The organism is Nitrospirota bacterium, from assembly GCA_040752355.1.
In the GTDB taxonomy this organism is placed as follows: Bacteria; Nitrospirota; Thermodesulfovibrionia; order Thermodesulfovibrionales; family Dissulfurispiraceae; genus JBFMCP01.
Window position 1 is genome coordinate 66,068 of the sequence record JBFMHE010000015.1, and the last position, 26,428, is coordinate 92,495.

The following is a 26,428-nucleotide window of genomic DNA, read 5'->3' on the forward strand; positions in this document are numbered from 1 at the left end:
GCCTACTCCCTGGAGCTCCTCAACCCCTGCTCATACAGTATCCCGCAGACCGTGAACATCGGCAGGCGGGTCGAGATGATGGTAATGTCCTTCGCCCTCGCCAGTTCGGCCATCTCCCTGTCGATCCTCTTGTCCTGGGTGACCAGGACCGCGGGGATGTCGGCGATCTCGGCGCTCCTGATCACCTGCGACTGGTTCAGCCCGGTGATGAGCAGCGACCCTCGTATCGCGTAATGCAGCACGTCGCTCATGAGATCGGTGCTGTAGACAGAGGTGACCGAGACCCCCGAGCCCGGGCTGCTCCTGCCGCTGACCACGATCTTCCCCTCGACCAGCTCGACGATTCGTTGCAATTCCATGCGGTGCTCTACGCCTCGGGCTCCGCAGCGACCGGTTCCGCCACGGGGAAGCGGATAAAGAAGCTCGAGCCCTGCCCCGGCGTGCTCCTTACCAAGATATTGCCGCCGTGCTTCTTGATAATGCCGTAGCTCACCGCAAGGCCGAGCCCGGTGCCCTTGCCCGTAGGTTTGGTGGTGAAGAACGGCTCGAAAATCCTGCCCTGTATCTCTTCGGGAATCCCGTGCCCCGAATCGGTGAACTCCATTTCTATAAACCTGGTCCCTTCGTGCTCGACCAGCCGCGTCCCTATGGTGATCCTCCCCCTTTTGTCCATGGCGTCGGCGGCATTGATGAGGAGGTTCAGGAAGACCTGCTGGATCTGGTTCGGGTCGACCGTGATCTCCGGGATCTCCTGCGCAAACCGTATGTCGAACTCGATGTTGTAGAATTTCGCCTGGTTCCGCACCATCGCGAGCGTATTCTCGACGAGGGTGTTCAGGTTGACCGGCGCCTTTTCAGAGGCGGTCTTGCGGGAGAAGCCGAGGAGGCCCTTGATGATCTTCGAACAGCGCTCGGCCTGGTCGATGATGATATTCAGGTCCTCGATGTCCTGCTGCTTCTCGGGCGGGGTGCGCTTGAGCATCAGGTGGGAAAAGGTGACGATGCCGGTGAGCGGACTGTTGATCTCGTGCGCCACGCCGGCAGCCATGCGGCCCAGGGAGGCGAGCTTCTCCGCATTGATGAGCTGCTCCTGCGCCTTGTAGATCTCCTCCGTCTTCTTCTGGACCTCTTCCTCGAGCCGCTTGGTCCAGTCTTCCATCTTGCTCCGGTATTCCTTCAGCTCCTCGGCCATGGAATCGAAGGAGCGGGCCAGCATCCCTATTTCGTCCTTGGTGGTAAGATTGATCCGGAAGTCCATGTCGCCCTTCCCGAGCCGGTCCATACCGTCCACGAGATAGGAGATGGGCTTGGTGACGAAGTTGTAGAGGATAAGACAGAGGACGAAGGAGACGATGATGACAAAGGGGCCGCCGTAAAGGAGGACCTCGAAGAGGCTGACACCCGGATACTGCCGGTTGAACGTATAAGCGAAGAGCAGGCCCATGATGACCATCAGGCTGCCTATGGAGAAGATGAGCTTCCCGGCGAGGGACTCCAATGACCGCTTATGATTAAACATCATTTAATAATACCTCACGGTCTGTTCGGCTGTCCATAGAGGAGCAGGCGCCACGGCGTGCTTTGAAAAACAAGGGAATCCGCGCTGTTCCCGGGCCTTGGCCCCGCCTTCCAGCACGAGGAAGGCTTGACGGGAGCTCCTGAGAGCTCTTAAGCTAAATACACCGTACCGCAGTACCGCGCTCTGCCTGCGCCCCGTCTCGTGCAGCGTGGCGCACCAGCGGAATGGCGGAATGACGGCACGGGGTGCTATATGAGAAAAGACGAGCCCTTCAGCTCACTGACCGGCAAGCTCCTCATCGCCATCGGGACTCTCGTCCTCGTGGTGAGCAGCGTCTTCTGGTTTTTCCTGATCAAGTACCAGGAGAAAGAGCTGCTGAAGAGCTTTGTACGGTACGGCACGTCCTTTACGGATAACGTGAAGAAGAGCACCCGCTACGGGATGCTCACCTCCGAGAGCCTTATCATCCAGCAGACCATCGAGGCGGTCGCGTCCACCGAGGGAGTGATGAGGGTGCGGATCTACAACTGCACCGGCCGCATTGCGCACTCCTCTCTCAAGGAAGAGAGGGGGGCGACGCTCCCCCTTACCGCGCCGGCCTGCGCCGCCTGCCATGCCGGGCAGAGGCCTGCCGCGGCCCAGAAGTGGTTCATCAGCAAGGGTGACGGGGGATTCAGGGTGCTCAACGTGGTGCAGCCCGTCTATAACGAGCCTGCCTGCTACGTCTCTTCCTGCCATGTGCATCCCCGGAACAAGAGGGTTCTCGGCTTCGTCGAGGCCAATTTTTCGCTCGAGCTCATGGATATGGCGATCGAACAGCAGAGCTTCGCTATTTCGGCGTACGTCCTGGTCTTTCTCGGGGTGCTCTCGGTGGTGCTCTGCACGATCCTCTGGAAGCTCGTCTCGACGCCCGTGCATATGCTCGCCGAGGGCATGAGAAAGGTTGCGGCCGGCGACCTCGACCACAAGGTCATAATCAATACGAAAGACGAGATGGGGGAGCTCGCGCAATCGTTCAATGCCATGACCGAGGACCTCTCCCGTGCCAAGGGGGAGCTTCTCGATTGGGGCCGCATGCTCGAAAGGAGGGTGGCGGAGAAGACGGATATGATCAAGCGGACGCAGGCCCATTTGATCCAATCCGAAAAGCTCGCCTCCCTCGGCAGGCTCGCTGCCGGGGTAGCGCATGAGATCAACAACCCGCTCACCGGCATCGTCACCTTCGGCCATCTGCTCTACCGGAAATTCCCGGAGGGGAGCGAAGAGAAAGAGGATGTGAAGCTCATCATCGAGCAGGCGGAGCGCTGCTCCAATATCATCAAGGGCCTCCTCGGCTTTGCGCGCGGCGCTTCCCCTGAAAAGACCGATGCGGATATCAATGTCCTGCTCAAGGGCTCGCTCGACATCATCGGCCACAAGGCCGATTTCTTCAATATAAAAATAGTGGTAGACCTCGCCGATAAGCTCCCGCCGGTCAAGGCAGGCGGCGCGCAGCTGCAGCAGGTCTTCCTGAACATGGTCCTGAATGCCGCCGATGCCATGGCAGGAGAGGGGACGCTCCGGATCGCGACGCGGAGGACAGCTGAGGGAGACCAGGAGTGGGTCGAGATCGATTTTGCCGATTCAGGGCACGGCATCTCCGAAGAGGACCTCCCGAAGATATTCGAGCCCTTCTTCACCACCAAGCCGGTCGGCAAGGGCACCGGTCTCGGTCTCGCAATCAGCTATGGCATAATAGAGGACCACGGTGGTAATATTAAAGTAAAAAGCGAGGTGGGGAAGGGAACGACGTTCACCATACGGCTCCCGATCAGCCCTGAACATGATGCCCAAAGGTAAAATTCTTGTCGTCGATGATGAAGAAATAGTCCGTATAAGCTGCAACCGTCTCCTTACGCCGGAAGGCTATGACGTCAAGACCGTAAAGAGCGCTACCGATGCATTTGCGCTGCTCAAAGCGGAGCCCTTCGACCTCGTCCTTACCGACCTGAAGATGCCCGATATCGACGGCATCGAAGTGCTCAGGAGGGTCAAGGAAGAGTGGCCGCATATCGAGGTGGTCATGATTACCGGATACCAGACGATCACCTCTGCCGTGCAGGCGATCAAGCTCGGCGCCTTCGATTACCTCGAGAAGCCGTTCACCCCCGACAGCATACTGGCGACGGTAGAGAACGCCCTTAAACAGAAGCGGGAGGACGGGCCTCCTCTCTAGGCGCTGCCCTGCTCCCGGCCGCTCAAAAAAAGGGCCGCCTTTCTATGAAGGCGGCCCTTTGCTGCTTTATAGATGCCCTCGTATTACGAGGATGCCGTCTTGCTCAGGAGCTGCTTTATGGTAGCTTTCAGCTGGGTGAGGTCCGACGACTTCACGACATAGGCGTCCGAAACCCATACCGAAAAGTCGTCGCGGTAATCGTACGCCGTAAGCATGATGATCGGCACGGTGGAGCGCCGTTCCTTCATCTGCCGCAGCACCTGGATGCCGTCCATGTCGGGCATGAGGATGTCGAGGGTAACGATGTCCGGGTTCTCCCGCTCGAAGACCTCCAGCGCCTCTCTCCCCGAATTGGCGGTGACGACGTCGTACCCCTCGTCTTCGAGCTCCGCCTGGTAGAGCTTCAATATATTCTTCTCATCATCGACAACGAGTATCTTCATATCACGCCTCCTCTGAAGGTATGTAAATTTTGAATTTCGTGCCGCCGCCCCAGGTGCTCGCAACCTCAATTCTCCCGCCGTGCTCCTCGACAATTCTCTTGGTGATCGAGAGCCCGAGGCCGGTGCCGGTGGGCCGGGTGGTGAAGAAGGGATCGAAAATGCGCCCTACGTCTTCCTCCCGGATGCCGCACCCGTTGTCCGCGATCTCGATAACCACCTCGCTCCTTTCGGTCGAATGCCCCGGCAGGTCGGGTGGCACCGGCAGTGCTGCGGTATAGGCGCGCACCGTGATCATGCCGGTATCGGTCGCCTGGTTCGCATTGGTGACGAGATTGAGGAGCACCTCTTTCAGACGGTCATAATCGGCATTGACAGGGACGGCGGCGGGCATATTTTTTATCAGGGTGTTGCCCCGTTCGTGCGCTGCGGGTTCGAGCAGGTTCAGAATGCCGTCGATCAGCTCGCCCAAGTCAAAGGCGCCCTTCTTTATCTTCGAGCTTTTGACAAAGCTGAGCGTATCGTTCAGGATTCCCTCGAGGCGGCTCACTTCATCAACGATGATCCTGGCGTACTCTTTGAGGTCGGTGTCGAGGCGTTTTTCGAGCCGTCGCGCGAACCCGCCGATCGAGAGCAGCGGGTTGCGGATCTCGTGCGCCACCTTGGCCGCCATCTCGCCGAGTGCGGCCATGCGGTCCGCGATCGCGACCTTCTCGCGCAGCTTCTTGATCTCGGTGACATCCCTGGCGATATGCACGGTGCCGAGGAGCTCCCCGGCCTTGTCGAAGATGGGAGAGCTCGAGACGAGAAAGGTCCCGCCGAGCACCGGGTCCTCGATCTCCTCGACAGAGGGCTGCTTGGTCGTGATCGTCTTGTGGTGGGGGCACTTCTTCCAGGGTCCCGGTGTACCATGAAAGAGCTCATAGCACTTCTTTCCGACGATCGTGTCCGCGGGCTTGCCGAGCTTCGCCACCACCGCCTTGTTCACTTTCTTGATCGTATAATCGCTGCTGTTGAAGTAGAGGAGGTCCGAAATGGATTCGAAGATATTCTCGAGCTCCTGCTCCGCCTGGGCCACGTGCTCGAAGAGACGGGCGTTCTCGATGGCGGAGGCCATCTGGTCGGTAAATCCCCGCAGGAACTCCATATCGTGTTCGGTAATAGGCCGTCCGGTATAGATGTTATCGACCCAGAGCACGCCGATGACCCGGTCCCTCGATATCAGCGGGAGCACCGCGTACGCAATCGTGCCGAGCTGTTGAATGAGCACGGGATCGGAGAGCGGCTCGGCATGGACATCGGTGACGTTGAAGGCCCGCTTCTCCTTCACCGCCTTGGTAAGGATCGTAGCGGAGTCGAGGGAGACGGCCACCCCGCAGCAGAGCCGGTCCATGAAGGAGTCCTTTCTCAGGGGGCCCATCTCGATCTCCTCCATGATCGAGTGGAGGCTCTTCTGCTCCATGGTCAGGCGCGACCATATCTCCCACGCCTCTTCGTGGCTCGCCGGGCCCACGCCCATGGCGCCCTTCAGGATATTCCCTTCATCGTTCACGAGAAAGAGCATGGCGCGGTTGAACCCCAGCCCGTCTCCCATGGTGACGGCGGTGAGCACCATCCTGAGCAGCTTGTCGAGCTCCAGGGTGCCGCGCATGGCCGAGCTTATGAGGAAGAGCTTGGAGAGCACCGCGTTCTTGTTCAGCAGGTCTTTCTCTATCCGCTTCCGCTCCGTGATATCCCGGGCGATGCCGCTGATGCCGATGATGGTGCCCGAAGCGTCCTTGATCTGCGAGAGGGTGAGGTTGACATCGATCAGGCGGCCGTCCTTTGTCTTCCGCACGGTCTCGATATCTTTTATCGTTTCGCCCCGCTTAACGCGTTCATTGTAGCTCTTTTCGACCTCCACGAGGAAATCGGGCACAAAGGGGAGGAACTTCCCGAGCGCCTCCTGCCGGGTGAACCCGTAGATCCTCTCGGCGCCGAGGTTCCAGGAGGTGATGACGCCGTCGAGCGTGGTCGTCACGATCGCATCGGCGGTATTGTCGATGAATCCCTGGAGGTAGTCGCGCAGCTCCTCGCCCCGCTTCTTCGCCTCGATCGCCTCCCGCTCCTGCCGCACCGCCTTCTCGTAGAGGATCGATTTATCGATGACGATCGCCGCTATCGAAGCGAACCCTTCGAGGGTGATCATGTCTTCTTCGGTAAACGGGACGATCAGCTCGCTGCCGTCGCCCGAGGCCGCCTTCTTGTCATACAGACCGAAGGTGCCGATGATCTGCTCCCCGATCTTCAGGGGGGTGCAGAGGGCCGATTTTATCTGCATATGCTGCGACAGGGCGCCGAAATCCGCCGAGGCGTCGGCGAGGAGCGTCTTCCCCTCGGCCGCGACCTTTCCGGCGAGACCTTCGCCCATGCCGAGGGTTATGGAGTTCATGATCTCCTCGGGAAAGCCGTAGTATGCCTTGACCCTGAGCATGCCCTCCTCGATGAGGCGGATGATACAGCCCTGCGCATTGAAGAGATGCGTCGTCTCCACCGTGATCCTCTTCAGCAATTCGTCGAAGTCGCGGATCGAGAGGATCGCCTTCGTCAGCTCATAGATGACGGTGATGCGGCTGAGCTGCTCGCGCGTGGTTTTATACAGATCGACATTTCTTTCGAGCGCGGTCTCGAGCTGGTGCAGCATATCGCTGTTGCTCTCGCCGAGGGCTGCGAGCTGTTCGTCCTGTCTTCTCATGTTCTCCATAGCACCTGCCGGGTAAGACTGCAACGGTTTATCTGCACGTGGTTACGACACGGCTACCGGGCGGCAAGGCCGCGGCGGTACAAGGCCACGTACTGTTCCGCCGACCGCTTCCACGAAAAATCCCTGCTCATCGCCTTTATTATAACCCTCTGCCAGGTTCTTTTGCTGGCGAAGGCATTCAGCGCTCTCCTCAGACATCCCAGGAACGACTCCACGGTGTACTCTTCGAAAAGAAAGCCCGTCTCTCCGTCCTCGACCGTATCGGTAATGCCGCCGGTCTTCCGCGCCGCCGGGATGGTCCCGTACCGCATGGCGATCATCTGGCCGAGCCCGCAGGGCTCGTACTGCGACGGCATCAGGAAGATGTCCGACCCCGCATAGGCCATATGCGCGAAAGCCTCGTCGAAACGGGAATAAACGTAGAGGCGGCCCGCGAACCGCCCGGCGAGGGAGTCGAAGAGGGCATGGTACGGCGCATCCCCCTTGCCGATGACAAGGAGGTTCGCCCCCTCGTCGATCAGGGACGGCGTCGCTTCGGCAATCAGATCGACCCCCTTCTGCGCCGACAGCCTTCCGATGAAGCAGACGAGCGGAGCGCGGCTGTCCTTCAGGGAGCAGCGCTCCGCTAGGGCGCTCTTGCAGGCCCTCTTGCCCGAGAGGTCTTCTGCAGTATACTGCCGGGGGAGAAAGGGATCGCGGGACGGGTCCCACTCGCTGTAATCGATGCCGTTGATGATGCCTGCAAGGACATCGGCCCGCTTGGCCAGTATCCCGTCGAGCCCGAAGCCCATCGCGGGGGTGAGGATCTCCTGTGCATAGGTCGTGCTCACGGTAGTAATCATATCGGCGCCGACGATCCCCGCCTTGAGAAAGTTCACCTTCCCGTAGAATTCGATCCCGTCGGGATGGAACAGGTCCGTGCCGAGCCCGGTGATCGAGAGCGTCTGGGGCGGAAAGAGCCCCTGGTAGCCGAGATTATGGATGGTGATCAGCGAGACGGCCCCCCGCAGCACGGGGTCTCCCGGGTAGAGCCGCTTGAGGTAGAGCGGAATGAGCCCTGTCTGCCAGTCGTTGCAATGCACGACATCGACGGCGATGCGGAAGGCCCGGCAGATCTCAAGAACGCTCCGCGAAAAGAAGATGAAGCGCTGATCGTTGTCGGGATAATCGCCGGCCGGTGTCCCGTACAGCTCGTCCCGTTCGAAAAAGTCGTCATTGCCGACGAAGAAGACCCCGCCGGCAGCCGTACTGCGGTCCGCGCCTCGCCTCTGGCTTCCCGTCCCCTGGTCCTTCAGCATGAAGACCGAGCAGGTCCGTGACGCTTTGCCCAGGGGGATCGAGAGCCTGATCCCCGTATCCCGTATCCCGTCCCCGAACTGTTCTTTTGTTCTCTTGTAAAGGGGAACAAAGAGCCAGGTCTCGATACCCAGGGAGCGGTACTCTTTGAAGAGCGTCCCCGCAACGTCGGCGAGCCCCCCTGTCTTCGAGAAGGGGACCGCCTCGGATGCGACTATAGCGATTCTCATAGTTTGGCGTCTCGCATGAACTTCGTCGCCTCTTCCGGGGGGGTCGGATTGATGTAAAAGCCCGAGCCCCACTCGAAGCCCGCGGTCTTGGTGAGCTTCGGGACGATCTCGAGGTGCCAGTGGTAGTAGTCGTTCACCTCCTCCTTGAACGGCGAGGTATGGATGATGAAGTTATAGGGAGGCGAGTCGAGCACCCGGTCGAGCTGCTTCAGCACCCGCTGGAGTATCTCGGCGAAGCTGGCGAAGCTCTTTTCAGGGGGGGAGAAGTTCGACTCGTGGTTTTTCGGGAGTATCCAGGTCTCGAAGGGCTCCCGCGGGGCAAAGGGCGAGATCGCTACGTACCGGTCGTTTTCATAGACCACCCGCTTGTCGGAACCGAGCTCCTGGCTGACGATATCGCAGAAGATGCAGCGCTCCTTCGCTTCGTAATACTTCTTTGCCGAATCCATCTCTTCCCGCACGCTCTTCGGTATGATGGGCAGCGCGATGAGCTGGCTGTGGGTATGCTCGAGCGAGGCTCCGGCGATCTCTCCCTCGTTCTTGAAGATCAGCACGTATTTCAGACGGTTGTCCTTCTTCAGGTCTGTCAGCCGGAAGTAGTATGCCCAGAGCACATCCTCGGCCGCCCGCTGCGGCATGGTGGCGAGCGAGAGCTGGTGCTCGGGGGTCTCGATGATGACCTCATGGGCGCCGACGCCGTTCATCCTGTCGAAGACGCCCTCGCCCCGCTTGTTGAGGTCGCCGTGGATCTGCAGGGCGGGGAATTTATTGGGGACGACCCTCAATGTCCAGCCGGGGGAGTTGGGCGGCGTGCTCGCGGGGCGGAAGGCCATTATCTCCGGCGGGGTCGTGTGCTCGTTTCCCGGGCAGAAAGGGCAGAACCCTCCCGCCCTCCGCTTCTGGGAGGGGGACACAAAATCCGACGGCCTCTTCCCCCTCTCGATAGAAATAATTACCCACCTGCCGGAGATTGGGTCCTTTCTCAGTTCGGGCATAAATCCTCCTCAGTCAAAGTATGCGTAGTGAACGGCACGGGGTGAACAGCGAGATGTAGGATAAGGTGCAATCGTAATATGTTCCCTCTCTGCTGAATGGTATAATTATATCACTATGAAGCCAACTTTTCATGCCGCCCCGGTCAACGGCCCCTTCGAAGATCCCTGTATTTTCATCAGGATTTTGAGAGAGGCCCGGGCCCTCCTCTTCGACCTGGGTTATATCGGCAGGCTCAGCGCGTCGAGTGTCCTGAAGGTATCCGATGTCTTCATCACCCATACGCATATCGATCACTTTTTCGGCTTTGATATGCTGCTGAGGAACAGCCTGAGGAGAGAGGCGCCCCTCCGCATCTTCGGCCCCGAGCATATTATACGGTGTGTCGAGGGCAAGCTCAACGGGTATATCTGGAACCTCATCCGGGATTACCCGCTCAGGATCGAGGTCTTCGAGGTGAGGGGTGATACCCTGCACCATGCGAGCTTTCATGCCGGGAACAGCTTCAGGAGGGTCGATAACGGCGCCGCTGCGTTCAGCGGGACGCTCCTGGAAGACCCCCTGTTCACCATCAAGGCTACGACACTTACCCACGATATACCGGTAATGGCCTATTCGCTGGAAGAGGAGCTCCATATCAATATCAATAAGGCGAAGCTGCAGGAACGGCGCCTTCCGGTGGGTCCCTGGCTCGCCGATTTCAAGAGAGCGCTCCGTGAAGGCGCTCCCGGCGACAGGGTATTCGATACAGGAGCGGGCCGGCATGCGCTCGATGAGCTGCGCGACATCGCGATGGTCACCCGGGGGCAGAAGGTCTCCTATGTAACTGATGTGTCGCCGACAGAGGAGAATATCGCACGGGCCGTCTCTTTTGTCCGGGGCGCTGACCTGCTCTTCTGCGAGGCATATTTCATGGAGCGGGACAGGGACCGGGCCTGTGAGCGGCATCATCTCACCGCTGCGCTTGCAGGCCGGATCGCCAGGGCCGCAGCAGTGGGGAGCCTCGAGGTCATGCATATCTCGCCGAAGTACCGGGACGAGGTAGAGCCCCTCTACCGGGAGGCGATGGATGCGTTCAGAGGCGTATCTTCCGGCTCCTGATGCCCGGCTTCTGACGGGAGCGGCGCTTTTTTCGGCTACTCAGAAAGGGTAAATTGGTGTAATATTTATCTTACATGAGCACGCAGCCCCTGATACTCGTTACGAATGACGACGGCGTACACGCGCCCGGCATCATCGCCCTCTTCAAGGCGATGAAGGAGCTCGGCGATGCCTATATCGTTGCCCCCGATCGCGAGCGGAGCGCCGTAGGCCATGCGCTTACGCTCCACCGGCCCCTCAAGGTGGAGGAGCTCCGCGACCATGTCTACAGTGTGAACGGCACGCCGACCGACTGTGTCGCGCTCGCAGTGCACAAAGTCCTCCCGAGGAAGCCCGACCTCATCGCCTCGGGCATCAACAACGGCGCGAACCTCGGTGACGATATCACCTACTCGGGGACCGTCTCGGCGGCCATGGAGGGCACGATCCTCGGCGTTCCCTCGTTCGCCATATCGATAATCGGACAGCGGCCGTTCCATTACGACACCGCCGCTCCCTTCGCGATCGAGGTGGGAACGTATATTCTCCAGCAGTCGCTGCCCTTTGACACCCTGCTCAACGTGAATGTCCCCAACGCGGCGAAAAAAGATATGATCAAAGGCATCAGGATCACCGAGCAGGGGAAGCGGATTTACGACGGCTCCATTCAGGAGGTCTTCTCTCCCTGGGGCGACAAGCACTACTGGATCGGCGGGGGTACGCCCTACTGGGAGCATGGAGAGGACATGGACATCCAGGCAGTGTTGCACAACTATGTCTCGGTGACGCCGGTCCATCTCAATCTCACCAATTACGAGGCGCTCGAATACATGAAGAAAACATGGAAGAAAGAATAAATCCCAAATTCCAAACTCCAGAATACAAACAAAAGGAAAATTCCGGATATCCTGGGATTTCGGTCCTTGAGGATTTGGATGGTGCCTGGAATTTGGAATCTGGAATTTGGATTTTCTGATGAAATACGATGTCGTCATCGTCGGCGCCGGTCCGGCGGGCATCTTCGCCGCCCTCGAGCTTATCGAGCGCGCGCCGCAGCTCAAGGTCCTCATTGTAGAAAAGGGCAAGGATATCGACAAGCGCCACTGCCCCATGAGCAAAGGCCCTGGGGGCGAGGAGCAGTCGGCCTGCTGGGCCTGCCCGGACTGCGAGCTGGTGAGCGGATGGGGAGGAGCGGGGGCCTACAGCGATGGGAAGCTGACGCTTTCGCCCGAGATCGGCGGATTTCTCTCCCGGTATCTCGAACCGGCGGCACTGCGCGAGCTGATCGAGTATGTCGACCGCATTTACGTGCAGTACGGGGCCCCGGCAGAGCTTCACGGCGGCGACGAGAAAGAGATCGAGCGGATAAAGGACCTGGCCGCCAGGAACGACCTCAGCTTTGTTCCCTCCCATATCCGCCACATCGGCACCGAGCGCTGCCGCGAGGTGCTGAAGGGCATGAGAGACGCGATAGATGCCCGGGCGGATACGCTCTTCGGCGCAGCAGTGCAGCGGCTGCTCGTCGAGCGGAAGCGGGTCGCGGGCGTCCGGCTCGCGGACGGCAGGGAGATAAGGGCGCCTTTCGTTGTCCTTGCTCCCGGAAGGGCCTCTTCCCGGTGGCTCGAGGCAGAGGCGAAGCGGCTCAGGCTCACCCTTCTGAAGAATCCTGTCGATATCGGGGTGAGGGTCGAGCTCCCTGCAGCGGTCCTCGAGCCTCTCACCAGTGTCACCTACGAGCCGAAGCTGATTTTTTATTCAAAGCGCTTCGACGACAAGGTCAGGACCTTCTGCGTCAACCCCTACGGCGAGGTGGTGAAGGAGCACCTGAAGGACATCTGGACCGTGAACGGCCACAGCTATGCCGGTATCAGGACGAACAATACGAACTTCGCCATCCTCTCGAGCACCTTCTTCACCGAGCCCTTCAACGAGCCGATCTCGTACGGTACCTATATCGCGCGACTCGCGAACTTCCTCGGAGGCGGCGTCATTGTCCAGCGGCTCGGCGACCTCCTGCAGGGGCGGCGCTCGACCCCGGAGCGGATCGCCCGGGGCCTGGTGCAGCCGACGCTGCGGGATGCAACGCCGGGAGATCTCAGCTTCGTGCTTCCCTACCGGTATCTCGCCAATATCATGGAGATGCTCGAAGCGCTCGACCGCATCGCTCCCGGCGTCAGCTCGCGCCACACGCTGCTGTACGGCGTGGAGGTGAAGTTCTACTCGATGCAGCTCAGCCTTTCGAATACGCTCGAGACCGAGATCGCCGACCTCTTTGCCATAGGCGACGGCGCGGGCGTGAGCAGGGGCCTTATCCAGGCGTCGGCTTCGGGCGTCATCGCCGCGCGGGAGATATTGACGCGTTCGGGGGTGCAGCGTACGGCGTTATAGTGCTCAACGCTGCAGCGATACTATGGATGATTTCAGCGCTCTGAGAAACATGATGGTCGATTCCCAGCTCGTGCCGCGGGGCATAACGGACGAGCGCGTCCTCAGCGCCATGAGGAAGGTGCCGCGCCACCTCTTCGTTCCGGAGCCCATGCGGCACCGCGCCTACGAGGATATGGCCCTCTCCATCGGCGAAGGGCAGACCATATCGCAGCCCTACATGGTGGCGGTCATGACCGAGCTCCTCGAGCTGAAAGGAGACGAGCGGGTGCTCGAGATCGGGACCGGTTCCGGGTACCAGGCGGCGATACTCGGGGAGCTCGCGCGAGAGGTGTTCACCATCGAGCGTGTGCCCGCGTTGGCGCAGCAGGCGCAGGAGCGCCTGAGAAGGCTCGGCTATGCCAATGTCGAAGTCATCGTCAGGGACGGGACGAGAGGGCTTCCCGATCGGGCTCCCTTCGACGGCATCATCGTGACCGCCGCTGCCCCCGAAGTGCCGGCGCCCCTCGCAGAACAGCTCCGCGAGGGCGGCGTCATCGTTGCGCCGGTGGGAGAGCGGTTTTCGCAGATCCTGATCAAGGGGAGAAAGAGAGCCGGCGCTCTCGTGGAAGAGCGCAGCACGCCCTGCGTCTTCGTGCCGCTCATCGGCGAGTACGGCTGGAACGAATAGCGGATGCCGCATCTCGCCGGTCCCTCTCCTTTGATGTCCGGGGTCTTGACCTTTAGATTGCTTAGGCACTAAACTAGAGGTTGTATGAAAAAGGAAAAATCCATATACGAGCTCCAGGCAGAGGTCTGCAAGATCCTCTCGAGCCCGAAGCGGCTCGAGATCATCAACGCGCTGAAGGGGGGAGAGAAGTCGGTCACCGAGCTGGTCGATATCCTCGACACTCCCAAGGCGAACGTCTCGCAGCATCTTGCGGTCATGCGCCTCAAAGGCATCTTGAAGACCAGGCGGGATGGCGTCAATATCTTCTACAGCATCGCCCACCCGAAGGTGATCGAGGCCTGCATGCTCATGAGAGAGGTGCTCACCGAACTGCTGACCGAGCGGAGCAAGATGGCGAGCCTCATGCGGAAAGGCGAATAGCACCGTCCCCTCCTTTCCTCTGGTCCGCTGGTCCGCTGGCCTGCCTTCCGGTGCATTTTTCCGTCCCTTAGTTTGTACTGCGGTCAATCCCTCCTTTTTAACAACTGGCCAGAACTCCTGATAATTCTCATTATTGCTTGACATATTGTTTTGCAACATGTTATTACTTAAAGGCTTAGGCCTTTACCAGGTACTCAACCCTGATTTTGAGTATATATTCTCCCTGAATGGAGGAACCTTCAATGTCTCTTGCAACCTTTAAAGGAGGGATTCACCCTCCTGACAAGAAGGAACTTTCCAAAGACAAGATCATTTCCCCCGCCAAACCGCCGAAACGAGTCGTGATCCCCCTGGTGCAGCACATCGGAGCCCCCTGTAAAGTGGCGGTGAGCGTCGGCCAGGAGGTGAAGAAAGGCGAGGTCATCGGCAGCCCGGAAGGATTTGTTTCCGCTCCTGTCCACGCATCGGTGTCGGGAAAGGTCGTTGCTGTTGGCGAGTTTCCCCTTGCTAGCGGAAGAATGGTCACGTCGGTGGTCATCGAGAACGACGGCAAAGAAGAGTGGATCGCATTAAAGGACAATCCCGATTATCTGAGCCTCTCTCCCGAAGCGTTGAAGGCCAAGGTAAAGGACGCCGGCATCGTGGGCATGGGCGGCGCCGCCTTCCCTACGCATGTGAAGCTCTCTCCTCCCAAGGAGAAGCCGGTGGATGTGGTGGTCCTGAACGGCGCCGAGTGCGAGCCCTATCTCACCGCCGACTACCGGCTGATGGTCGAACGGCCGAAGGAGGTCGTCGAGGGACTGAGGACCCTTATGAAGATCGTCGGGGTGAGCAGAGGGGTTATCGGCATCGAGAACAACAAACCCGATGCCATCAGGGCGATGGAACAGGCCGTTGCAGGAGATCCCGCTCTTAGGGTATGCGCTCTCGAGGTGAAGTATCCGCAGGGCGCTGAAAAGATGCTCATTAAGGCCGCCGTCGACCGCGAGGTGCCGGCGAGAGGACTCCCCATGGATGCCGGGGTGGTGGTGCAGAATATCGGCACCGCGGTCGCCGTGTACGAAGCGGCGCGCTACGGCAAACCGCTCATCGAGCGCGTGGTGACCGTCACCGGCGAAGGGATCAGGGAGCCGAAGAACCTCATGGTCAAGATCGGCACGATCACCACCGACCTCATCGAAGAGTGCGGCGGGTTCAAGACCGAGGCTGCCAAGGTCATCTCCGGGGGGCCGATGATGGGGTTCGCCATGTACTCCCTCGAGGTGCCGGTGACCAAGGGGACCTCGGGCGTTCTCGTCCTGCCCGAAGAGGGGGTGATGCACGCCGAAGACTTCGGCCCCTGCATCCGCTGCGGCAGGTGCATCGAGATATGTCCCATGAACCTCATGCCCTCCATGCTGAGCGTGCTCGCGGAGAGGGGGTTCTACGAGGAGGCGAAGGAGTACAATCTCTTCGACTGCTTCGAGTGCGGCTCCTGCACCTTTGTCTGCCCCTCGAAGAGGCCGATCGTGCAGCTCGTCCGGCTCGCGAAGTCGCAGGTCAAACCGTAAGGAGCCACTCATGGAAATGACAACAAAGAAAGACCATCAATTCATCGTCTCGGTCAGCCCGCATGTGAAGAGCGAGGAGACCACGAGCCGCATCATGTGGAGCGTGAGCGCGTCGCTCCTCCCTGCAACGGTGATGGGCATCTACTTCTTCGGCCCCCGCGCGGCGGTTACGGTTGCGCTCTGCATCATCGCGGCCGCGCTGTCCGAATATATCTACCAGAAGGCGCTCAACCAGAAGATCACGGTCGGCGACGGCAGCGCTGTGCTGACAGGGCTCCTGCTCGGCATGAACCTGCCGGCGTCGGTGCCGTTCTACATCCCGATCATCGGCTCCTTTGTGGCGATCGTCATTACCAAGCAGCTCTTCGGCGGGCTCGGCTTCAACGTCTTCAATCCCGCGCTCATCGGCCGCGCGTTCCTGCTCATTTCCTTCCCGAAGCTGATGACGATCTGGATCAAGCCGGATGCGGCCTTCGTAAAGATGGATGCGGTGACGACCGCGACCCCCCTGGGTATATTGAAGGAAGAGGGCGTGGCGAAGCTGATGGAGGCCTTCGGCGACAAGATCAACCTTTATGCGGAGCTCTTCGTGGGGCACCGCGCAGGTTCGATCGGCGAGACCTCGTCGATCGCGCTGCTCATCGGCGCCGCCTTCCTTCTCTACCGCGGCTACATCTCGTGGCATATCCCGGTCTCGTTCCTCGGCACCGCGGCGGTGATCGCCTGGGTCTTCGGCGCCAAGGGCGCGCTCTTCGCCGGCGACCCGATCGTGCACCTCCTGAGCGGCGGCATGCTCCTCGGCGCGTTCTTCATGGCCACCGATTACGTCACCTGTCCTTCGGTCAAGAAGGGACAAATCCTCTTCGGCATCGGCTGCGGCTTCCTGACAATGCTCATCCGTTTGAAGGGAGGCTATCCCGAGGGCGTCATGTTCGCGATCCTCATCATGAACTGCTTCGCCCCTCTCATCGACCGCGGTTTCAAGACGAAGGTCTTCGGGGCGGTCAAACCGGCCAAGGCAAAGGAGGCGACGAAATGACCGGCAAAGATATCCTGAAGGTAACCCTCAATCTCGTCATCATCTACCTTTTCGGCGGACTCATCCTGGCAGGGGTCTACGCCAAGACCTCGCCGATCATGTTCAGAAACGAGGTCATCAAGAAGGAGAAGGCGCTGAAAGCGCTTGCGCCGGAAGCTGACGCTGTCGAGAAGCTGGGCGACTGGACTCCCCACGGCAAGAAGGCCGAGTACTTCGCTGCGAAGAAGGACGGCGCCGTCATCGGCTACGTTATCCAGTCCTTCGGCAAGGGCTATTCGGGGTACATCAACACGTTCACTGCTGTGGACAAAGAGTTCAGGGTGCAGAAGATCGATATACTCGGCCACACCGAGACCCCGGGATTGGGAGATGAGATAGAGCTCGATTACTTCAAGGACCGGCTCAAGGGAAAAGACGTGGACCATTTGAAGGTGGTGAAGACCGAGACTGCGGAGTACGTCGAAGCCATCTCGGGGGCGACGATCTCGACTAGGGCGGTCACCGAGGATGCCGTGAAAAACGGCGTCAGCTTTCTTATAAAGACGGTAAGAGAGGGAGGAGCGGCAGATGGCGCAGGAAAGCACAACTAATTACGTAGAGCTTATCACCAACGGACTGGTAAAAGAGAATACCATATTCAAGCTTGCCCTCAGTCTCTGCCCTTCGATCGCGGTGACGAACAGCCTGAAGAACGGCGTTCTCATGGGCGTCGCGGTGCTCTTCGTGCAGGTGATGGTGAACATCACCATCTCGGCGCTGAAGGGGGTTATCCACCCCAAGGTCAGGCTGCCCATATTCATGCTCGTCATCTCGGGATGGGTGACGGTGACCGATATGTCGATGGCCGCCTTCGTGCCCGATGTCTACCGGCAGATGGGGCTGTACATCCAGCTCATCGTCGCCTTTGCCTCCATCCTCGCCCGCGCGGAGATGTTCGCGAGCAAGAACCGTATCGCTCCCTCGATGGCCGACGGCATCGGGATGGGGCTCGGCTTCCTCTTCGCCCTTACCGTCATCAGCTTCTTCAGGGAGCTGATCGGGAAAGGCGCGCTCTGGGGCGTTCCGATCGTGAACGCAAAGCCGCTGCTGATCGCCATTCTCCCCGCAGGGGGCTTTTTTGCGGTGGGGCTCCTGATGGCCCTCTTCAACTGGCTCGATGCACGGTACAAAGAGAAGAGCGCACGCGCTGCGAGCGCCCCTGCCGCAAGCGCGCCTGCCGCTCACTAAAGGAGGAGAACGATGGACGGCGAATTCACCAAACTGTTTCAGCTGGTCGTTTCGGCCTCGCTGATAAACAATTTCGTCTTTACCCGGTTCCTCGGTCTCTGCATCTTCTTCGGCGTCTCGAAGAAGATGGAGACGGCGGTGGGCATGAGCATTACCTTTACGGCGGTCATGATGATCAGCGCAGCGCTGAGCTGGGTCGTCTACAACTACATGATGGTCCCGCTCGATATCACGTTCCTGAAGATCATCGTCTTCATCGGCATCATCGCCGGCCTCGTTCAGGCGTCGGATACGATCATGAGAAAGATCGCCCCGGGGCTCTATTATAAGCTCGGCATCTATCTTGCCCTTATCTCGACGAACTGCATCATCCTGGCGGTTCCGCTGGTCAATGCAGGCGAGCACTACAACTTTATCCAGAGCCTCGCCTTCGGGCTCGGCTCCGGCATAGGCTTCGCGCTCGCCCTGATCATCATGGCGAGCATCCGCGAGAAGCTCGAGCTTGCCGATGTGCCGAAGCCGTTCAGGGGCCTTCCCATGGCGTTTGTGGTGACCGGGCTGATCGCCCTGGCGTTCACCGGATTTTCGGGACTGATTACCCTGTAATAAGCTATAATAAAAGAGGAAGTTTGCCGTATCAATTAACGTACAAAGAAACAAAGGAGTAGAGATGTCTACCATTCCGATGCTACATAAAAGAAAAGCAGTTCCCGGTATGCTCCTTTTTATTTGTGCCGTCGCCGCACTCGCCCTCTTCTGTCCCTCGCTCGCTTCGGCAGGCGTCGGAGGCGGAGTCGAGGCCAAGGAGCGTGTCGATTTCATCCCCCTCGTGAAGTTCACCCTCATATTCCTTGCGGGCCTCGGGACGGTCTTCGGGGCCGGCCTCGCGTTCGCCTCGAAGAAGTTCGCTGTCAAGATCGACCCCCGGGTCGAGCAGGTGAAAGATTGCCTTGCCCACGCGCACTGCGGTGCCTGCGGCTATGCGGGCTGCGAACAGTACGCCGAGGCGGTCGTGAATAATCCGGAGGTATCCCCCGCGCTCTGCATTCCCGCGGGCGCAAAAGGAGCCGAGAAGGTCGCCCTGATCACCGGCAAGAAAGCGGAAGTGAAGGAGCCGGAGTTCGCCCGTGTGATGTGCCAGGGCGGCTCGAGCAGGTCGACGAAGCGCTTCAAATACGAGGGGGTAGAAGACTGCCGGGCTGCGGTGCTCGCGGGCGGCGGCGACAAGGCATGCATCTATGGATGCCTCGGGTACGGGACCTGCGCAAAGGTCTGCCCCTTCGGCGCCATTTCGATGAGCGGCGATAACCTCCCGGTGATCGACATGGCGAAGTGCACGGGCTGCAGAAAGTGCGAATCTGCCTGCCCCAAGCGGGTTATCGAGGTGCTCCCCGCTTCGAAGGCGGTCCTCGTTGCGTGCCATTCGAAGGACAAGGGCGTAGAGGTGCGGAAGAACTGCCAGGTCGGCTGCATCGCCTGTGGCAAGTGCGCGAAGGTCTGCCCCTTCGACGCGGCAAAGGTCGAGAGCAATCTCTCACGGATAGATCTGGGCAAGTGCAGGGTCTGCGGCCAGTGTGTCGCTGTCTGCCCGACCAAGGCGGTCGTCGACTTCATTCCCCAGCGGCCCAAGGCGGCGGTCACGGATAAATGCATCGGCTGCCAGATCTGCTCGAAAGTCTGCCCGGTCAACGCTGCGAGCGGAGAGCCGAAGAAGAAGCACGCCGTGGACCAGAGCAGGTGCGTCGGCTGCGGCATTTGCACGGCAAAGTGCCCGGTGCAGGCCATCGAGGGCACCTTCAATACCGCAGCGGTGCTCGCCGCAGCAGCAGCCAGGAAGCAGAAAGCAGCAGCAGCGTAGTCCTTTCCCAAAAGCAGAGAGTAAACTTTTTCGAGAGTTCGCCGATTAAAAGAGGAGGCGAACTCTTGACTTTTCAGGGGCGCTTAAGGTACAAATACACGGTCTCCTTATGAAACGGTACAGCGGCTCCATAGGAATTACTTTTCTCGTGATGCTCTTCCTCTTCATGAGCGCCTTCTCCACTGCTGATGCGGTGAGAGGGCTGCTCTGGGCTGCCGAACCGGAGCCCCTCATGACAGGAGAGGAGCCCGAAAGGGAGCAGGCCATCTCTGTCGCGGCTTCCGTTGTCGTAGAGCACTCGGCGGAAGAGGTCATCTCCGTGCCCCCTCCCGAAGCGGCGGCCGGGCAGGCGACTCACAGCGCGCCGAATGACGGCGGACAGAACGAAGCCCCCTCCAGTGCTAAACCCAAGAATTCCGCCGATAAGAAGTCATCGACTAAAGTAACCGGAGCACCATTACAATCTCAGGCTCAGGCCCAGGTCCAGGCCCAGGCCCAGGTCAAGGCGGGGCAGGCTGCGCCGGGCGTTGTCGAGGGCGATAAGCAGGTCTCTGCAGCCGCCCCCGCCGAAAAGCAGGGACCAGCCGCGCCGCCCCTGATCGATACTTCCCATATGACCAACGAGACGGCGATGAAGGCGGTAGAGCGCAATATTACCCTCTTCAAGGACAGGCTCAAAGAACGCTTCTCGGTCTGGCTCGAGCGGTCGGCACGCTACGTGGAGATCATGAAAGATGTGCTCAGGGAAAAGAACCTTCCCGAAGAGCTGGTCTTCCTGCCGATCGTCGAGAGCGGGTTCAACCTGAATGCCTATTCGAGCGCCCGGGCGGTCGGCCCGTGGCAGTTCATTGCCGCGACCGCGAAGCGCTACGGACTGGTGATCGACTGGTGGCGCGACGAGCGAAAAGACCCGGTCAAATCCACCAGGGCCGCTGCAGACTACCTCAAGGACCTCTACAAGATGTTCGGCTCCTGGAATCTCGCCCTCGCCGCGTACAATGCCGGCGAGGGGAGGATCATGCGGGCTCTTAAAAAGACCGACACCGGCGACTACTGGTCGCTCATCGATACGAAGCAGCTCGCTGCCGAGACAAGGGAGTATGTGCCCCGCTATATCGCGGCGACGATGATCGCCCATACGCCGGAGGAGTATGGATTCGAAAACCTGGAATACCATGAGCCTCTCGAATATGACGAGGTGACCATACACGCGCCCCTCGATGTCGATATTATCGCGCGATGCGCTGAATGCACGGTGAAAGAGATACGGGAGTTGAATCCCGAGCTGAGAAGGTGGAGCACGCCTCCCAATGTCCCGCAGTACACGATCCGCATCCCGGCGGGAAGCAAAGAGGCTTTTCAGAAGAGCCTCGCCTCGATCCCCAAGGAGGAGCGGTTTACGGTCGACACCTATATCGCCAGGAAAGGCGATTCGGTCAGGAAGATCGCCCAGAGGACGGGAACGCCGGTAAGCGCGATCCTCGCCCTGAACTCGCTGTCGGGCATCGAGCGGATCAGCGCAGGAGAGGTGATAAAGCTTCCGCCGCAGGAGAAGTTTTCCGCTGACCTCGATGACCGGAACGATATGCGCAGCCTGGCGAAGAAGGCGGTGTACAAGAAGCGGGTGGCGGATAAAGAGGAGAAGAAGCGCATCGGCAAACGGGGGAAGAAGAGCACGCAGAAGGCCGAGGTGAGGACGAAGAGCAAGAAGGCGAAGAGCGCCGGCATTGCCAAGAAAAAGACCTCAACCGCCAAGAGCGCCGGAACCGCAAAAGTGAAGAGCAAGGCGAAGAAGAGTAAAGTAAAAACAAAGAGGGCCTGAGCACACGGCCCTCTCCCCTGTTGTCCCTCCAGCAGCATCCCTTCTCCAAAGTGCCTGCCCCTGCTGCTCCGGTTGCGATCAATAGCCGTAGTCGCCGGTCTCGATACTCACGAGCCTTCCGTTCTCGAAGGTCAGGTAGCGGATGAAGGACGTCGGCCCCAGGTTGTAGGTCCACTCCTCGATCTCGACGAACACCTCGACAAAGAGGGGCTCCCGGTACTTCTCTCGTTCCCTCTGTCTTTCGTACCCCCGGGGCGGGAAGAGGTCCCGGTAAAAGTCGCGCGCGATCCTCTTCTCGTAGCGCACCTCCTTATCGGCAGGCTCCCCGCATTTGGCGCGGACCGAGGCCCTCGTCTCGCCGATCGTCACGATCCGCGAGCCGCACCGGAGGGAGTCGAGGGCAAAAGAGGCGGTGTGGAGCACCAAAAGAGAAAGCAAGGTTATCGCATATATCCATAGGTTCTTCATAGCACGATCCCCAAAGCAGCCGGCAAACGCAGTACCGGGAGAGGCAACGATTCCCCTCCCCTGCAGATGTCCTTATCTCTACTATACCAAATAGCGGTGAACCTGCTGTGAAAGGGGGGTGAAGGATTGTGAATTCAAGCGCATCGAGCGGTATGATGAGCGGGAGAAGCGCTTTCGGTCAACAAAAAAGGGGCTCCGGAGCAGCCCCTTTTCTCATTCTCTATCGGCTCTACGGCAGCTGTTCCGGTCAGCTTCCGAGGCGGGCCTTCGCTTCGCTCACCGCTGCCGAGCGGGGAAACTTGTTGACGAGCTCCTGGTATTTCGCCTTCGCCTCTTCGGTCTTTCCCATCGACTCGAGGATTTTGCCGCTCTCGAGCAGGGCCATATCCTGGAACGGGCTGTCTTTTATGGCGGCGAGATTGTTGAAGGTGGTCAGGGCGTTGTTCACATCGCCTTTCTTCAGATAGGTCATTCCCAACTTATACGTCGCCAGCGGCATGATCCGGGGGTCGGAATAGCGGGCGGTAAGCTCCTTGAGCGTCGTGATCGCCTCGTCATAGTTGCCGAGCTCGTAGTGGCTGTTGGCGATGTAGAGCAGGGTCGCCGGGTTCTTCCTGGTGGCGTAGGACTCTTTGAACTTCTCGAGGGCGCTCTTGTACCGCTCGGCAGGAGCGGCAAAGGGGGCCTGGGTCATACCATGAAAGAGCTTGTAGCCCTCGTAGCGCAGCTCCTCGGCCCTCGATGTAGAGACGCTGTGATAGATGTAGAATCCCCCGACCGCTATGACGACTATGCCGAAAGCGAGGAGCGCATAGATCAGCGTGCGCTGTTGCCCCTTCAGCCGTTCCCGGATATCCTCGACGGTCTCCCTGATATCGGTCTCTTCATAGTCGCTCTTCTTAACGTATTTTTTTATCGGTCTTGGCATCTCGTTCCCTCCCTCGTGTGCCGGTGCGCTAATGATGAGCTTTTATTTTACCATGGATACTATGATTTGAGCGCTCTCTCGATGACGGTCCGCGCGTGGGCGAAGACCCCGTCCGCCTGGCGGTCGTCGAGCCCGGCAGCGCGGAGCACCTGGCGTGCAAAGGTCGTGGAGATGAGGTCCGACGGCGCATGGGCGTCGGTATTGATGGTGAGCGGAATGCCGTACTGCAGGGCGTATTTGGCCACATGGCCGTTCGAGAGACTGTGCCCTTTCCGCGCGGTGATCTCGAGGGTGATCCCGGTCTCCTTTGCACGGGAGAGGTCTTCGGTCGAGATGAGCCCGGGATGGGCGAGAATATCCGCTCCCGACTCTATGGCCGCCCTGTTGGTCCCTTTGACTACCGGCTCCACCACGGTCTCTCCGTGAATGACCACGATCTTCGCCCCGAGCGAGCGCGCCTCCTTCACCAGGTCGGGGATGAGCGCCGGAGGCACATGGGTGAGCTCGGCGCCGGGGATGACGGCGAGCGGAACGTGCTTCTGCAACGCCGCCACCGCTTTGACGATGCGCGGGATGATAAGGTCCAGGTTCGAATGGTCCATATGGTCGGTGATGGCGAGGGCCTCGTACCCCATCGCCGCCGCCCGCCGGATCAGCTCCGCCGGAATGAGCTCCCCGTCACTGAATATGCTGTGTGTATGGAGGTCTATCATTGCGCAATTGTTAAGAATACCGGAAAAATCGCTGAAAAGTAAAGACAACGGGGGGCGCGGGACTGCGGGCGCGACAGCCGGAAATCCCGGAAAAGATTTACTAATGGAGCCCGGTACAGTACAATTTAACTATGCATATGAAGGCCGATATCGTCAAGATAGAAGAGTACCTGATCGAGGAGGAGCCTTACTATCTCGAGGTCAACGGAGAGAAAGCGCTCTTCGAAGCAGGGTACAGGAACCGCATCCCCGTGCTGCTCAAGGGGCCGACCGGCTGCGGCAAGACACGTTTCATGGAGTACATGGCCTGGCAGTTCAAGCGTCCGCTCGTGACGGTATCGTGCCATGACGACCTTACCGTCTCTGACCTCGTCGGGAGATATCTCATCCGCGGCGACGAGACGGAGTGGGTGGACGGCCCGCTGACGAGGGCGGTCAAGGCGGGCGGGTTCTGCTATCTCGATGAAATCGTCGAGGCGAGAAAGGATACGACCGTCGTGATCCACCCTCTCGCCGACCATCGGCGGATCCTCCCCATCGAAAAGCGCGGGGAGATACTGACCGCCTCGCCCGAGTTCCTCCTCGCCATCTCGTACAATCCGGGATACCAGAGCGTGCTGAAGGACCTGAAGCAGAGCACCCGGCAGCGGTTCCTCGCCATTGAATTCAACTACCCGCAGCGGGAGCTCGAGATGGAGATCGTCGTGCACGAGACCGGGGTGCCGATGCGTGTCGCCGAGCTGCTCGTCAGTTTTGCAGAGAAGACCAGGAATCTCGTGGATGCGGGGCTTACCGAGGGGGCGAGCACGAGGCTTCTCATTCATGCCGCACGTCTGATCCGCTCGGATATTCCGCCGAGAAAGGCGTGCGAAGTGGCGATATCCGAGGCCCTTACCGATGACCACGAGATGCTGAAGGCCCTCTCCGAGATTGTCCAGTCGCTGTTCTGAGTTCCCGGTTCCGTACGGAACCTAACCTCCGCTGCCGTACTCCTGACCCCTATGCCGATTACCATCGATACCCATAGCGAGCGTCTTATAGGCGAGCTCATCAAGAACCTGAGGCTCAATTTCTTCGATAATCAGGACATCATCGGGATCATCGATGCGGTCGATACCTTTGACGAGCGCCTCAGGCTCAAGGTGCTCGTCCTCTGCGTCATCCTCTCCGACGAGACCCCGTCGATCATCCCCAGCACCCTGCGGCGCATACAGAAGGTCGGCCGGAAGCTCGATGCAGCGGACCTCGAGAAATGGATCGACAGCGCTGCCGAGATCCTGAACGGCCAGGGCACCGACGCCTTCTTCCGCTTCGTTTCGCGGACGGATGAGGAGCACCTCAAGGCCTTTGCCGGTGTCGACCGGCTGCGTTTCAAGGAGGTGGCGACGACGATAGAGCTCTACCTCAAGGGGATCTCGGGAAGCGATCTCGCCGTCGGCACGGATATCGAGTCCTCCACCGATATAGACACCGTCTATTTCCCGGCGGTGCTGAGCCGTTTCAAGCGGGCGGACGACAACCTGCTCGTCTATCTGCTCATGGCGGCCCACAAATGGGCGCAGATAGCCACCGGAACGCTGACGCCCGACCTCGGCCTCGCGCTCGCGGGGACTCCCTTTGCCGGCGAGGAGGATGCCCCGGAGGATCTCGAAGCTCTTTTCAATCTCTTTCCCGAGCGGGAGCTCGCTATCGATCTTTTCACGCTGCTCGAGGCGTTCATGCTCGATGCCTTTTTGTGGAGAGAGCTCCCCGGCCTGATGGAACGTTCGGCTTCGCTCAAGAAGGAGATCTTCGATGAGCGGCCTGCGCTGAACGAGGTGTCGGAAAAGACCTCCTTCAGCGAGGGGGTCTACCATCTCTATTTGGCCGGGAGGACGAAGGGACCGGCCCCGGACGCCCTCGCGCGGCTGACGCCGGAGATACTCGGGCTCCGGCAGGCCGAGAGCCCGGCAGAGATCATCAGGACGCTCATTACCTGCTATGCGGCGGCGCAGGCGCTCGACGGCCTCTACGAGCCGCACCGGCCGGTCTTCTTTCTCGGGACGGTCAAGCCGGAACGGATCGTGCGCCGCCTCAGGGCCAGGCGGAACGAGATGAGGAAAAAGGTCGAGCGCATGATCTCCACGTTGCTCAATATGCCGAAGCGCGATCTGCGCCAGCGCCCTGCGGGCAAGAGGATTCTGCAGGAGCGGCCGGTCAAACCCGAACAGGAATATCTCGTCATCAAGGGACGGACGGTTGCCATTGACAAGGACCTGCAGGAAAAGATCAAGGGCGGCGCCGTCATTCCCGAGGGAGCGCTCGTGAAGGGGAGCACGCTCGAGAGCGGAAGCTCGTACATCATGCTCGAGGATCTGGTCACTGAGGAAGAGCTGGCGCGCGTGAGGCACGGCGGGATCGCTTATGACGAATGGGATTATCACCGGGGGGATTACAAGAAAGCGTGGTGCATCCTCTACGAGCAGGATGTCGAGGCCGGCGATGAGCCTTTTGTCGAGACGACCATGAAGCATTACCGGAGGCAGGTCGCCGTGCTCAAGAAGAAGTTCGAACGCATAAAGACCGGTCAGCAGAGGGCGAAAAAACAGGGGGACGGCGATATGATCGATCTCGACGCCGCTGTCGAGGCGCTCTCCGACCTCCATGCAGGCCTGGTCCCGGAGGAGAATATCTATACGCGGACCCAGCGGGAGAAGCGCGACATCGCCGTTCTTTTCCTGATCGACATGAGCGGCTCGACGAAGGGGTGGGTGAACGAGGCGGAAAAGGAAGCGCTGGTGCTCATGTGCGAGGCCCTCGAGGCGCTCGGCGACCGCTACGCCATCTACGGCT

The 26,428-nt window shown here is 59.7% G+C and carries 26 protein-coding genes; 17 read left to right on the top strand and 9 right to left on the bottom strand.

Going from position 1 to position 26,428, the window contains the following annotated elements; genetic code table 11:
- Positions 1-2: 2 nt before the first annotated feature.
- Entirely contained in the window at positions 3-359 is a 357-nt protein-coding gene (locus AB1805_11690; GenBank protein MEW5746084.1) for a DRTGG domain-containing protein, read from the bottom strand.
- 8 nt (positions 360-367) lie between these two features.
- Positions 368-1,522 carry an ATP-binding protein gene (locus AB1805_11695; protein ID MEW5746085.1) on the bottom strand — a complete coding sequence of 385 codons (1,155 nt, stop codon included), beginning with the start codon at positions 1,520-1,522 and terminating at the stop codon, positions 368-370.
- Positions 1,523-1,771: 249 nt separating this feature from the next.
- On the opposite strand from AB1805_11695, the gene AB1805_11700 reads away from it, so the two are divergent.
- Together AB1805_11700 and AB1805_11705 are read left to right on the top strand one after the other, a co-directional pair.
- The gene (locus AB1805_11700; GenBank protein MEW5746086.1) at positions 1,772-3,358 is read left to right on the top strand and encodes an ATP-binding protein; all 1,587 of its coding nucleotides are present in this window, start codon (positions 1,772-1,774) and stop codon (positions 3,356-3,358) included.
- A complete protein-coding gene (locus tag AB1805_11705; GenBank protein ID MEW5746087.1) occupies positions 3,342-3,734 on the top strand; it encodes a response regulator in 393 nt (130 codons plus the stop codon). Before AB1805_11700 ends, AB1805_11705 begins: the two co-directional genes overlap by 17 nt.
- Positions 3,735-3,817: 83 nt before the next feature.
- Here AB1805_11705 and AB1805_11710 read toward each other — a convergent pair whose 3' ends face one another.
- The 4 genes from AB1805_11710 to galT all read right to left on the bottom strand — a co-directional run bounded on the left by AB1805_11710 (position 3,818) and on the right by galT (position 9,438).
- Positions 3,818-4,177, bottom strand: coding sequence for a response regulator (locus AB1805_11710; GenBank protein MEW5746088.1), 360 nt, complete (start codon positions 4,175-4,177; stop codon positions 3,818-3,820).
- A gap of 1 nt (position 4,178) precedes the next feature.
- On the bottom strand, positions 4,179-6,908 hold the full coding sequence (locus tag AB1805_11715; GenBank protein ID MEW5746089.1) for a PAS domain S-box protein: 2,730 nt from the start codon (positions 6,906-6,908) through the stop codon (positions 4,179-4,181).
- A 62-nt stretch (positions 6,909-6,970) separates the two neighbouring features.
- Positions 6,971-8,443, bottom strand: coding sequence for a glycogen/starch synthase (locus AB1805_11720; protein MEW5746090.1), 1,473 nt, complete (start codon positions 8,441-8,443; stop codon positions 6,971-6,973).
- Positions 8,440-9,438, bottom strand: a complete 999-nt coding sequence (galT, locus tag AB1805_11725; protein MEW5746091.1) for a galactose-1-phosphate uridylyltransferase — start codon at positions 9,436-9,438, stop codon at positions 8,440-8,442. The genes AB1805_11720 and galT overlap by 4 nt, the downstream gene beginning before the upstream one ends.
- 115 nt (positions 9,439-9,553) lie before the next feature.
- Here galT and AB1805_11730 point away from each other — a divergent pair, with 115 nt between their 5' ends.
- The 13 genes from AB1805_11730 to AB1805_11790 all read left to right on the top strand — a co-directional run bounded on the left by AB1805_11730 (position 9,554) and on the right by AB1805_11790 (position 21,487).
- A complete protein-coding gene (locus tag AB1805_11730) occupies positions 9,554-10,537 on the top strand; it encodes a ribonuclease Z (protein ID MEW5746092.1) in 984 nt (327 codons plus the stop codon).
- 74 nt (positions 10,538-10,611) lie between these two features.
- A complete protein-coding gene (gene surE, locus AB1805_11735; GenBank protein MEW5746093.1) occupies positions 10,612-11,373 on the top strand; it encodes a 5'/3'-nucleotidase SurE in 762 nt (253 codons plus the stop codon).
- Complete coding sequence (locus AB1805_11740) at positions 11,358-11,492, top strand: hypothetical protein (GenBank protein MEW5746094.1); 135 nt, start codon at positions 11,358-11,360, stop codon at positions 11,490-11,492. The genes surE and AB1805_11740 overlap by 16 nt, the downstream gene beginning before the upstream one ends.
- Complete coding sequence (locus AB1805_11745; protein MEW5746095.1) at positions 11,492-12,904, top strand: NAD(P)/FAD-dependent oxidoreductase; 1,413 nt, start codon at positions 11,492-11,494, stop codon at positions 12,902-12,904. Before AB1805_11740 ends, AB1805_11745 begins: the two co-directional genes overlap by 1 nt.
- Before the next feature lie 22 nt (positions 12,905-12,926).
- The gene (locus AB1805_11750) at positions 12,927-13,571 is read left to right on the top strand and encodes a protein-L-isoaspartate(D-aspartate) O-methyltransferase (protein ID MEW5746096.1); all 645 of its coding nucleotides are present in this window, start codon (positions 12,927-12,929) and stop codon (positions 13,569-13,571) included.
- Positions 13,572-13,655: 84 nt separating this feature from the next.
- Complete coding sequence (locus AB1805_11755; protein ID MEW5746097.1) at positions 13,656-13,991, top strand: metalloregulator ArsR/SmtB family transcription factor; 336 nt, start codon at positions 13,656-13,658, stop codon at positions 13,989-13,991.
- A gap of 242 nt (positions 13,992-14,233) precedes the next feature.
- Entirely contained in the window at positions 14,234-15,541 is a 1,308-nt protein-coding gene (gene rsxC, locus AB1805_11760; protein ID MEW5746098.1) for an electron transport complex subunit RsxC, read from the top strand.
- Between the two features lie 10 nt (positions 15,542-15,551).
- Positions 15,552-16,580, top strand: coding sequence for an RnfABCDGE type electron transport complex subunit D (locus AB1805_11765; protein MEW5746099.1), 1,029 nt, complete (start codon positions 15,552-15,554; stop codon positions 16,578-16,580).
- Positions 16,577-17,170 carry an FMN-binding protein gene (locus AB1805_11770; GenBank protein MEW5746100.1) on the top strand — a complete coding sequence of 198 codons (594 nt, stop codon included), beginning with the start codon at positions 16,577-16,579 and terminating at the stop codon, positions 17,168-17,170. The genes AB1805_11765 and AB1805_11770 overlap by 4 nt, the downstream gene beginning before the upstream one ends.
- The gene (rsxE, locus tag AB1805_11775; GenBank protein ID MEW5746101.1) at positions 17,148-17,807 is read left to right on the top strand and encodes an electron transport complex subunit RsxE; all 660 of its coding nucleotides are present in this window, start codon (positions 17,148-17,150) and stop codon (positions 17,805-17,807) included. Before AB1805_11770 ends, rsxE begins: the two co-directional genes overlap by 23 nt.
- 12 nt (positions 17,808-17,819) lie before the next feature.
- Positions 17,820-18,413 carry an Rnf-Nqr domain containing protein gene (locus tag AB1805_11780; protein ID MEW5746102.1) on the top strand — a complete coding sequence of 198 codons (594 nt, stop codon included), beginning with the start codon at positions 17,820-17,822 and terminating at the stop codon, positions 18,411-18,413.
- Positions 18,414-18,522: 109 nt separating this feature from the next.
- Positions 18,523-19,665 carry a 4Fe-4S binding protein gene (locus tag AB1805_11785; GenBank protein ID MEW5746103.1) on the top strand — a complete coding sequence of 381 codons (1,143 nt, stop codon included), beginning with the start codon at positions 18,523-18,525 and terminating at the stop codon, positions 19,663-19,665.
- Between the two features lie 109 nt (positions 19,666-19,774).
- Positions 19,775-21,487: a transglycosylase SLT domain-containing protein gene (locus AB1805_11790; protein ID MEW5746104.1), complete on the top strand. Its 1,713-nt coding sequence runs from the start codon at positions 19,775-19,777 to the stop codon at positions 21,485-21,487.
- Between the two features lie 78 nt (positions 21,488-21,565).
- Here the strand turns inward: AB1805_11790 and AB1805_11795 are convergent, their stop codons facing one another.
- From AB1805_11795 to AB1805_11805, 3 genes are all read right to left on the bottom strand, one after another.
- Complete coding sequence (locus tag AB1805_11795) at positions 21,566-21,955, bottom strand: DUF2845 domain-containing protein (protein MEW5746105.1); 390 nt, start codon at positions 21,953-21,955, stop codon at positions 21,566-21,568.
- Positions 21,956-22,202: 247 nt separating this feature from the next.
- The gene (locus AB1805_11800) at positions 22,203-22,883 is read right to left on the bottom strand and encodes a tetratricopeptide repeat protein (GenBank protein ID MEW5746106.1); all 681 of its coding nucleotides are present in this window, start codon (positions 22,881-22,883) and stop codon (positions 22,203-22,205) included.
- Between the two features lie 59 nt (positions 22,884-22,942).
- Entirely contained in the window at positions 22,943-23,596 is a 654-nt protein-coding gene (locus AB1805_11805) for a histidinol phosphate phosphatase domain-containing protein (GenBank protein MEW5746107.1), read from the bottom strand.
- A gap of 137 nt (positions 23,597-23,733) precedes the next feature.
- Between AB1805_11805 and AB1805_11810 the strand changes: the two genes are divergently transcribed.
- Entirely contained in the window at positions 23,734-24,546 is an 813-nt protein-coding gene (locus tag AB1805_11810; protein MEW5746108.1) for a CbbQ/NirQ/NorQ/GpvN family protein, read from the top strand.
- Positions 24,547-24,597: 51 nt separating this feature from the next.
- A partial coding sequence (locus AB1805_11815; protein ID MEW5746109.1) for a hypothetical protein occupies positions 24,598-26,428 on the top strand: 1,831 nt, incomplete at its 3' end.

Excerpts from the sequence above, each read along its gene's own strand:
- AB1805_11790 (MEW5746104.1), top strand. The coding sequence starts at position 19,775 with ATGAAACGGTACAGCGGCTCCATAGGAATTACTTTTCTCGTGATGCTC.
- AB1805_11765 (MEW5746099.1), top strand. The coding sequence starts at position 15,552 with ATGGAAATGACAACAAAGAAAGACCATCAATTCATCGTCTCGGTCAGC.
- AB1805_11755 (MEW5746097.1), top strand. The coding sequence starts at position 13,656 with ATGAAAAAGGAAAAATCCATATACGAGCTCCAGGCAGAGGTCTGCAAG.
- AB1805_11690 (MEW5746084.1), bottom strand. The coding sequence starts at position 359 with ATGGAATTGCAACGAATCGTCGAGCTGGTCGAGGGGAAGATCGTGGTC.
- AB1805_11710 (MEW5746088.1), bottom strand. The coding sequence starts at position 4,177 with ATGAAGATACTCGTTGTCGATGATGAGAAGAATATATTGAAGCTCTAC.
- AB1805_11795 (MEW5746105.1), bottom strand. The coding sequence starts at position 21,955 with ATGAAGAACCTATGGATATATGCGATAACCTTGCTTTCTCTTTTGGTG.
- AB1805_11700 (MEW5746086.1), top strand. The coding sequence starts at position 1,772 with ATGAGAAAAGACGAGCCCTTCAGCTCACTGACCGGCAAGCTCCTCATC.
- AB1805_11800 (MEW5746106.1), bottom strand. The coding sequence starts at position 22,883 with ATGCCAAGACCGATAAAAAAATACGTTAAGAAGAGCGACTATGAAGAG.
- AB1805_11705 (MEW5746087.1), top strand. The coding sequence starts at position 3,342 with ATGATGCCCAAAGGTAAAATTCTTGTCGTCGATGATGAAGAAATAGTC.
- AB1805_11805 (MEW5746107.1), bottom strand. The coding sequence starts at position 23,596 with ATGATAGACCTCCATACACACAGCATATTCAGTGACGGGGAGCTCATT.
- AB1805_11785 (MEW5746103.1), top strand. The coding sequence starts at position 18,523 with ATGCTCCTTTTTATTTGTGCCGTCGCCGCACTCGCCCTCTTCTGTCCC.
- AB1805_11745 (MEW5746095.1), top strand. The coding sequence starts at position 11,492 with ATGAAATACGATGTCGTCATCGTCGGCGCCGGTCCGGCGGGCATCTTC.
- AB1805_11720 (MEW5746090.1), bottom strand. The coding sequence starts at position 8,443 with ATGAGAATCGCTATAGTCGCATCCGAGGCGGTCCCCTTCTCGAAGACA.
- AB1805_11740 (MEW5746094.1), top strand. The coding sequence starts at position 11,358 with ATGGAAGAAAGAATAAATCCCAAATTCCAAACTCCAGAATACAAACAA.
- galT (MEW5746091.1), bottom strand. The coding sequence starts at position 9,438 with ATGCCCGAACTGAGAAAGGACCCAATCTCCGGCAGGTGGGTAATTATT.
- AB1805_11750 (MEW5746096.1), top strand. The coding sequence starts at position 12,927 with ATGGATGATTTCAGCGCTCTGAGAAACATGATGGTCGATTCCCAGCTC.
- rsxC (MEW5746098.1), top strand. The coding sequence starts at position 14,234 with ATGTCTCTTGCAACCTTTAAAGGAGGGATTCACCCTCCTGACAAGAAG.
- AB1805_11810 (MEW5746108.1), top strand. The coding sequence starts at position 23,734 with ATGAAGGCCGATATCGTCAAGATAGAAGAGTACCTGATCGAGGAGGAG.
- AB1805_11770 (MEW5746100.1), top strand. The coding sequence starts at position 16,577 with ATGACCGGCAAAGATATCCTGAAGGTAACCCTCAATCTCGTCATCATC.
- AB1805_11715 (MEW5746089.1), bottom strand. The coding sequence starts at position 6,908 with ATGAGAAGACAGGACGAACAGCTCGCAGCCCTCGGCGAGAGCAACAGC.
- rsxE (MEW5746101.1), top strand. The coding sequence starts at position 17,148 with ATGGCGCAGGAAAGCACAACTAATTACGTAGAGCTTATCACCAACGGA.
- surE (MEW5746093.1), top strand. The coding sequence starts at position 10,612 with ATGAGCACGCAGCCCCTGATACTCGTTACGAATGACGACGGCGTACAC.
- AB1805_11695 (MEW5746085.1), bottom strand. The coding sequence starts at position 1,522 with ATGATGTTTAATCATAAGCGGTCATTGGAGTCCCTCGCCGGGAAGCTC.
- AB1805_11780 (MEW5746102.1), top strand. The coding sequence starts at position 17,820 with ATGGACGGCGAATTCACCAAACTGTTTCAGCTGGTCGTTTCGGCCTCG.
- AB1805_11730 (MEW5746092.1), top strand. The coding sequence starts at position 9,554 with ATGAAGCCAACTTTTCATGCCGCCCCGGTCAACGGCCCCTTCGAAGAT.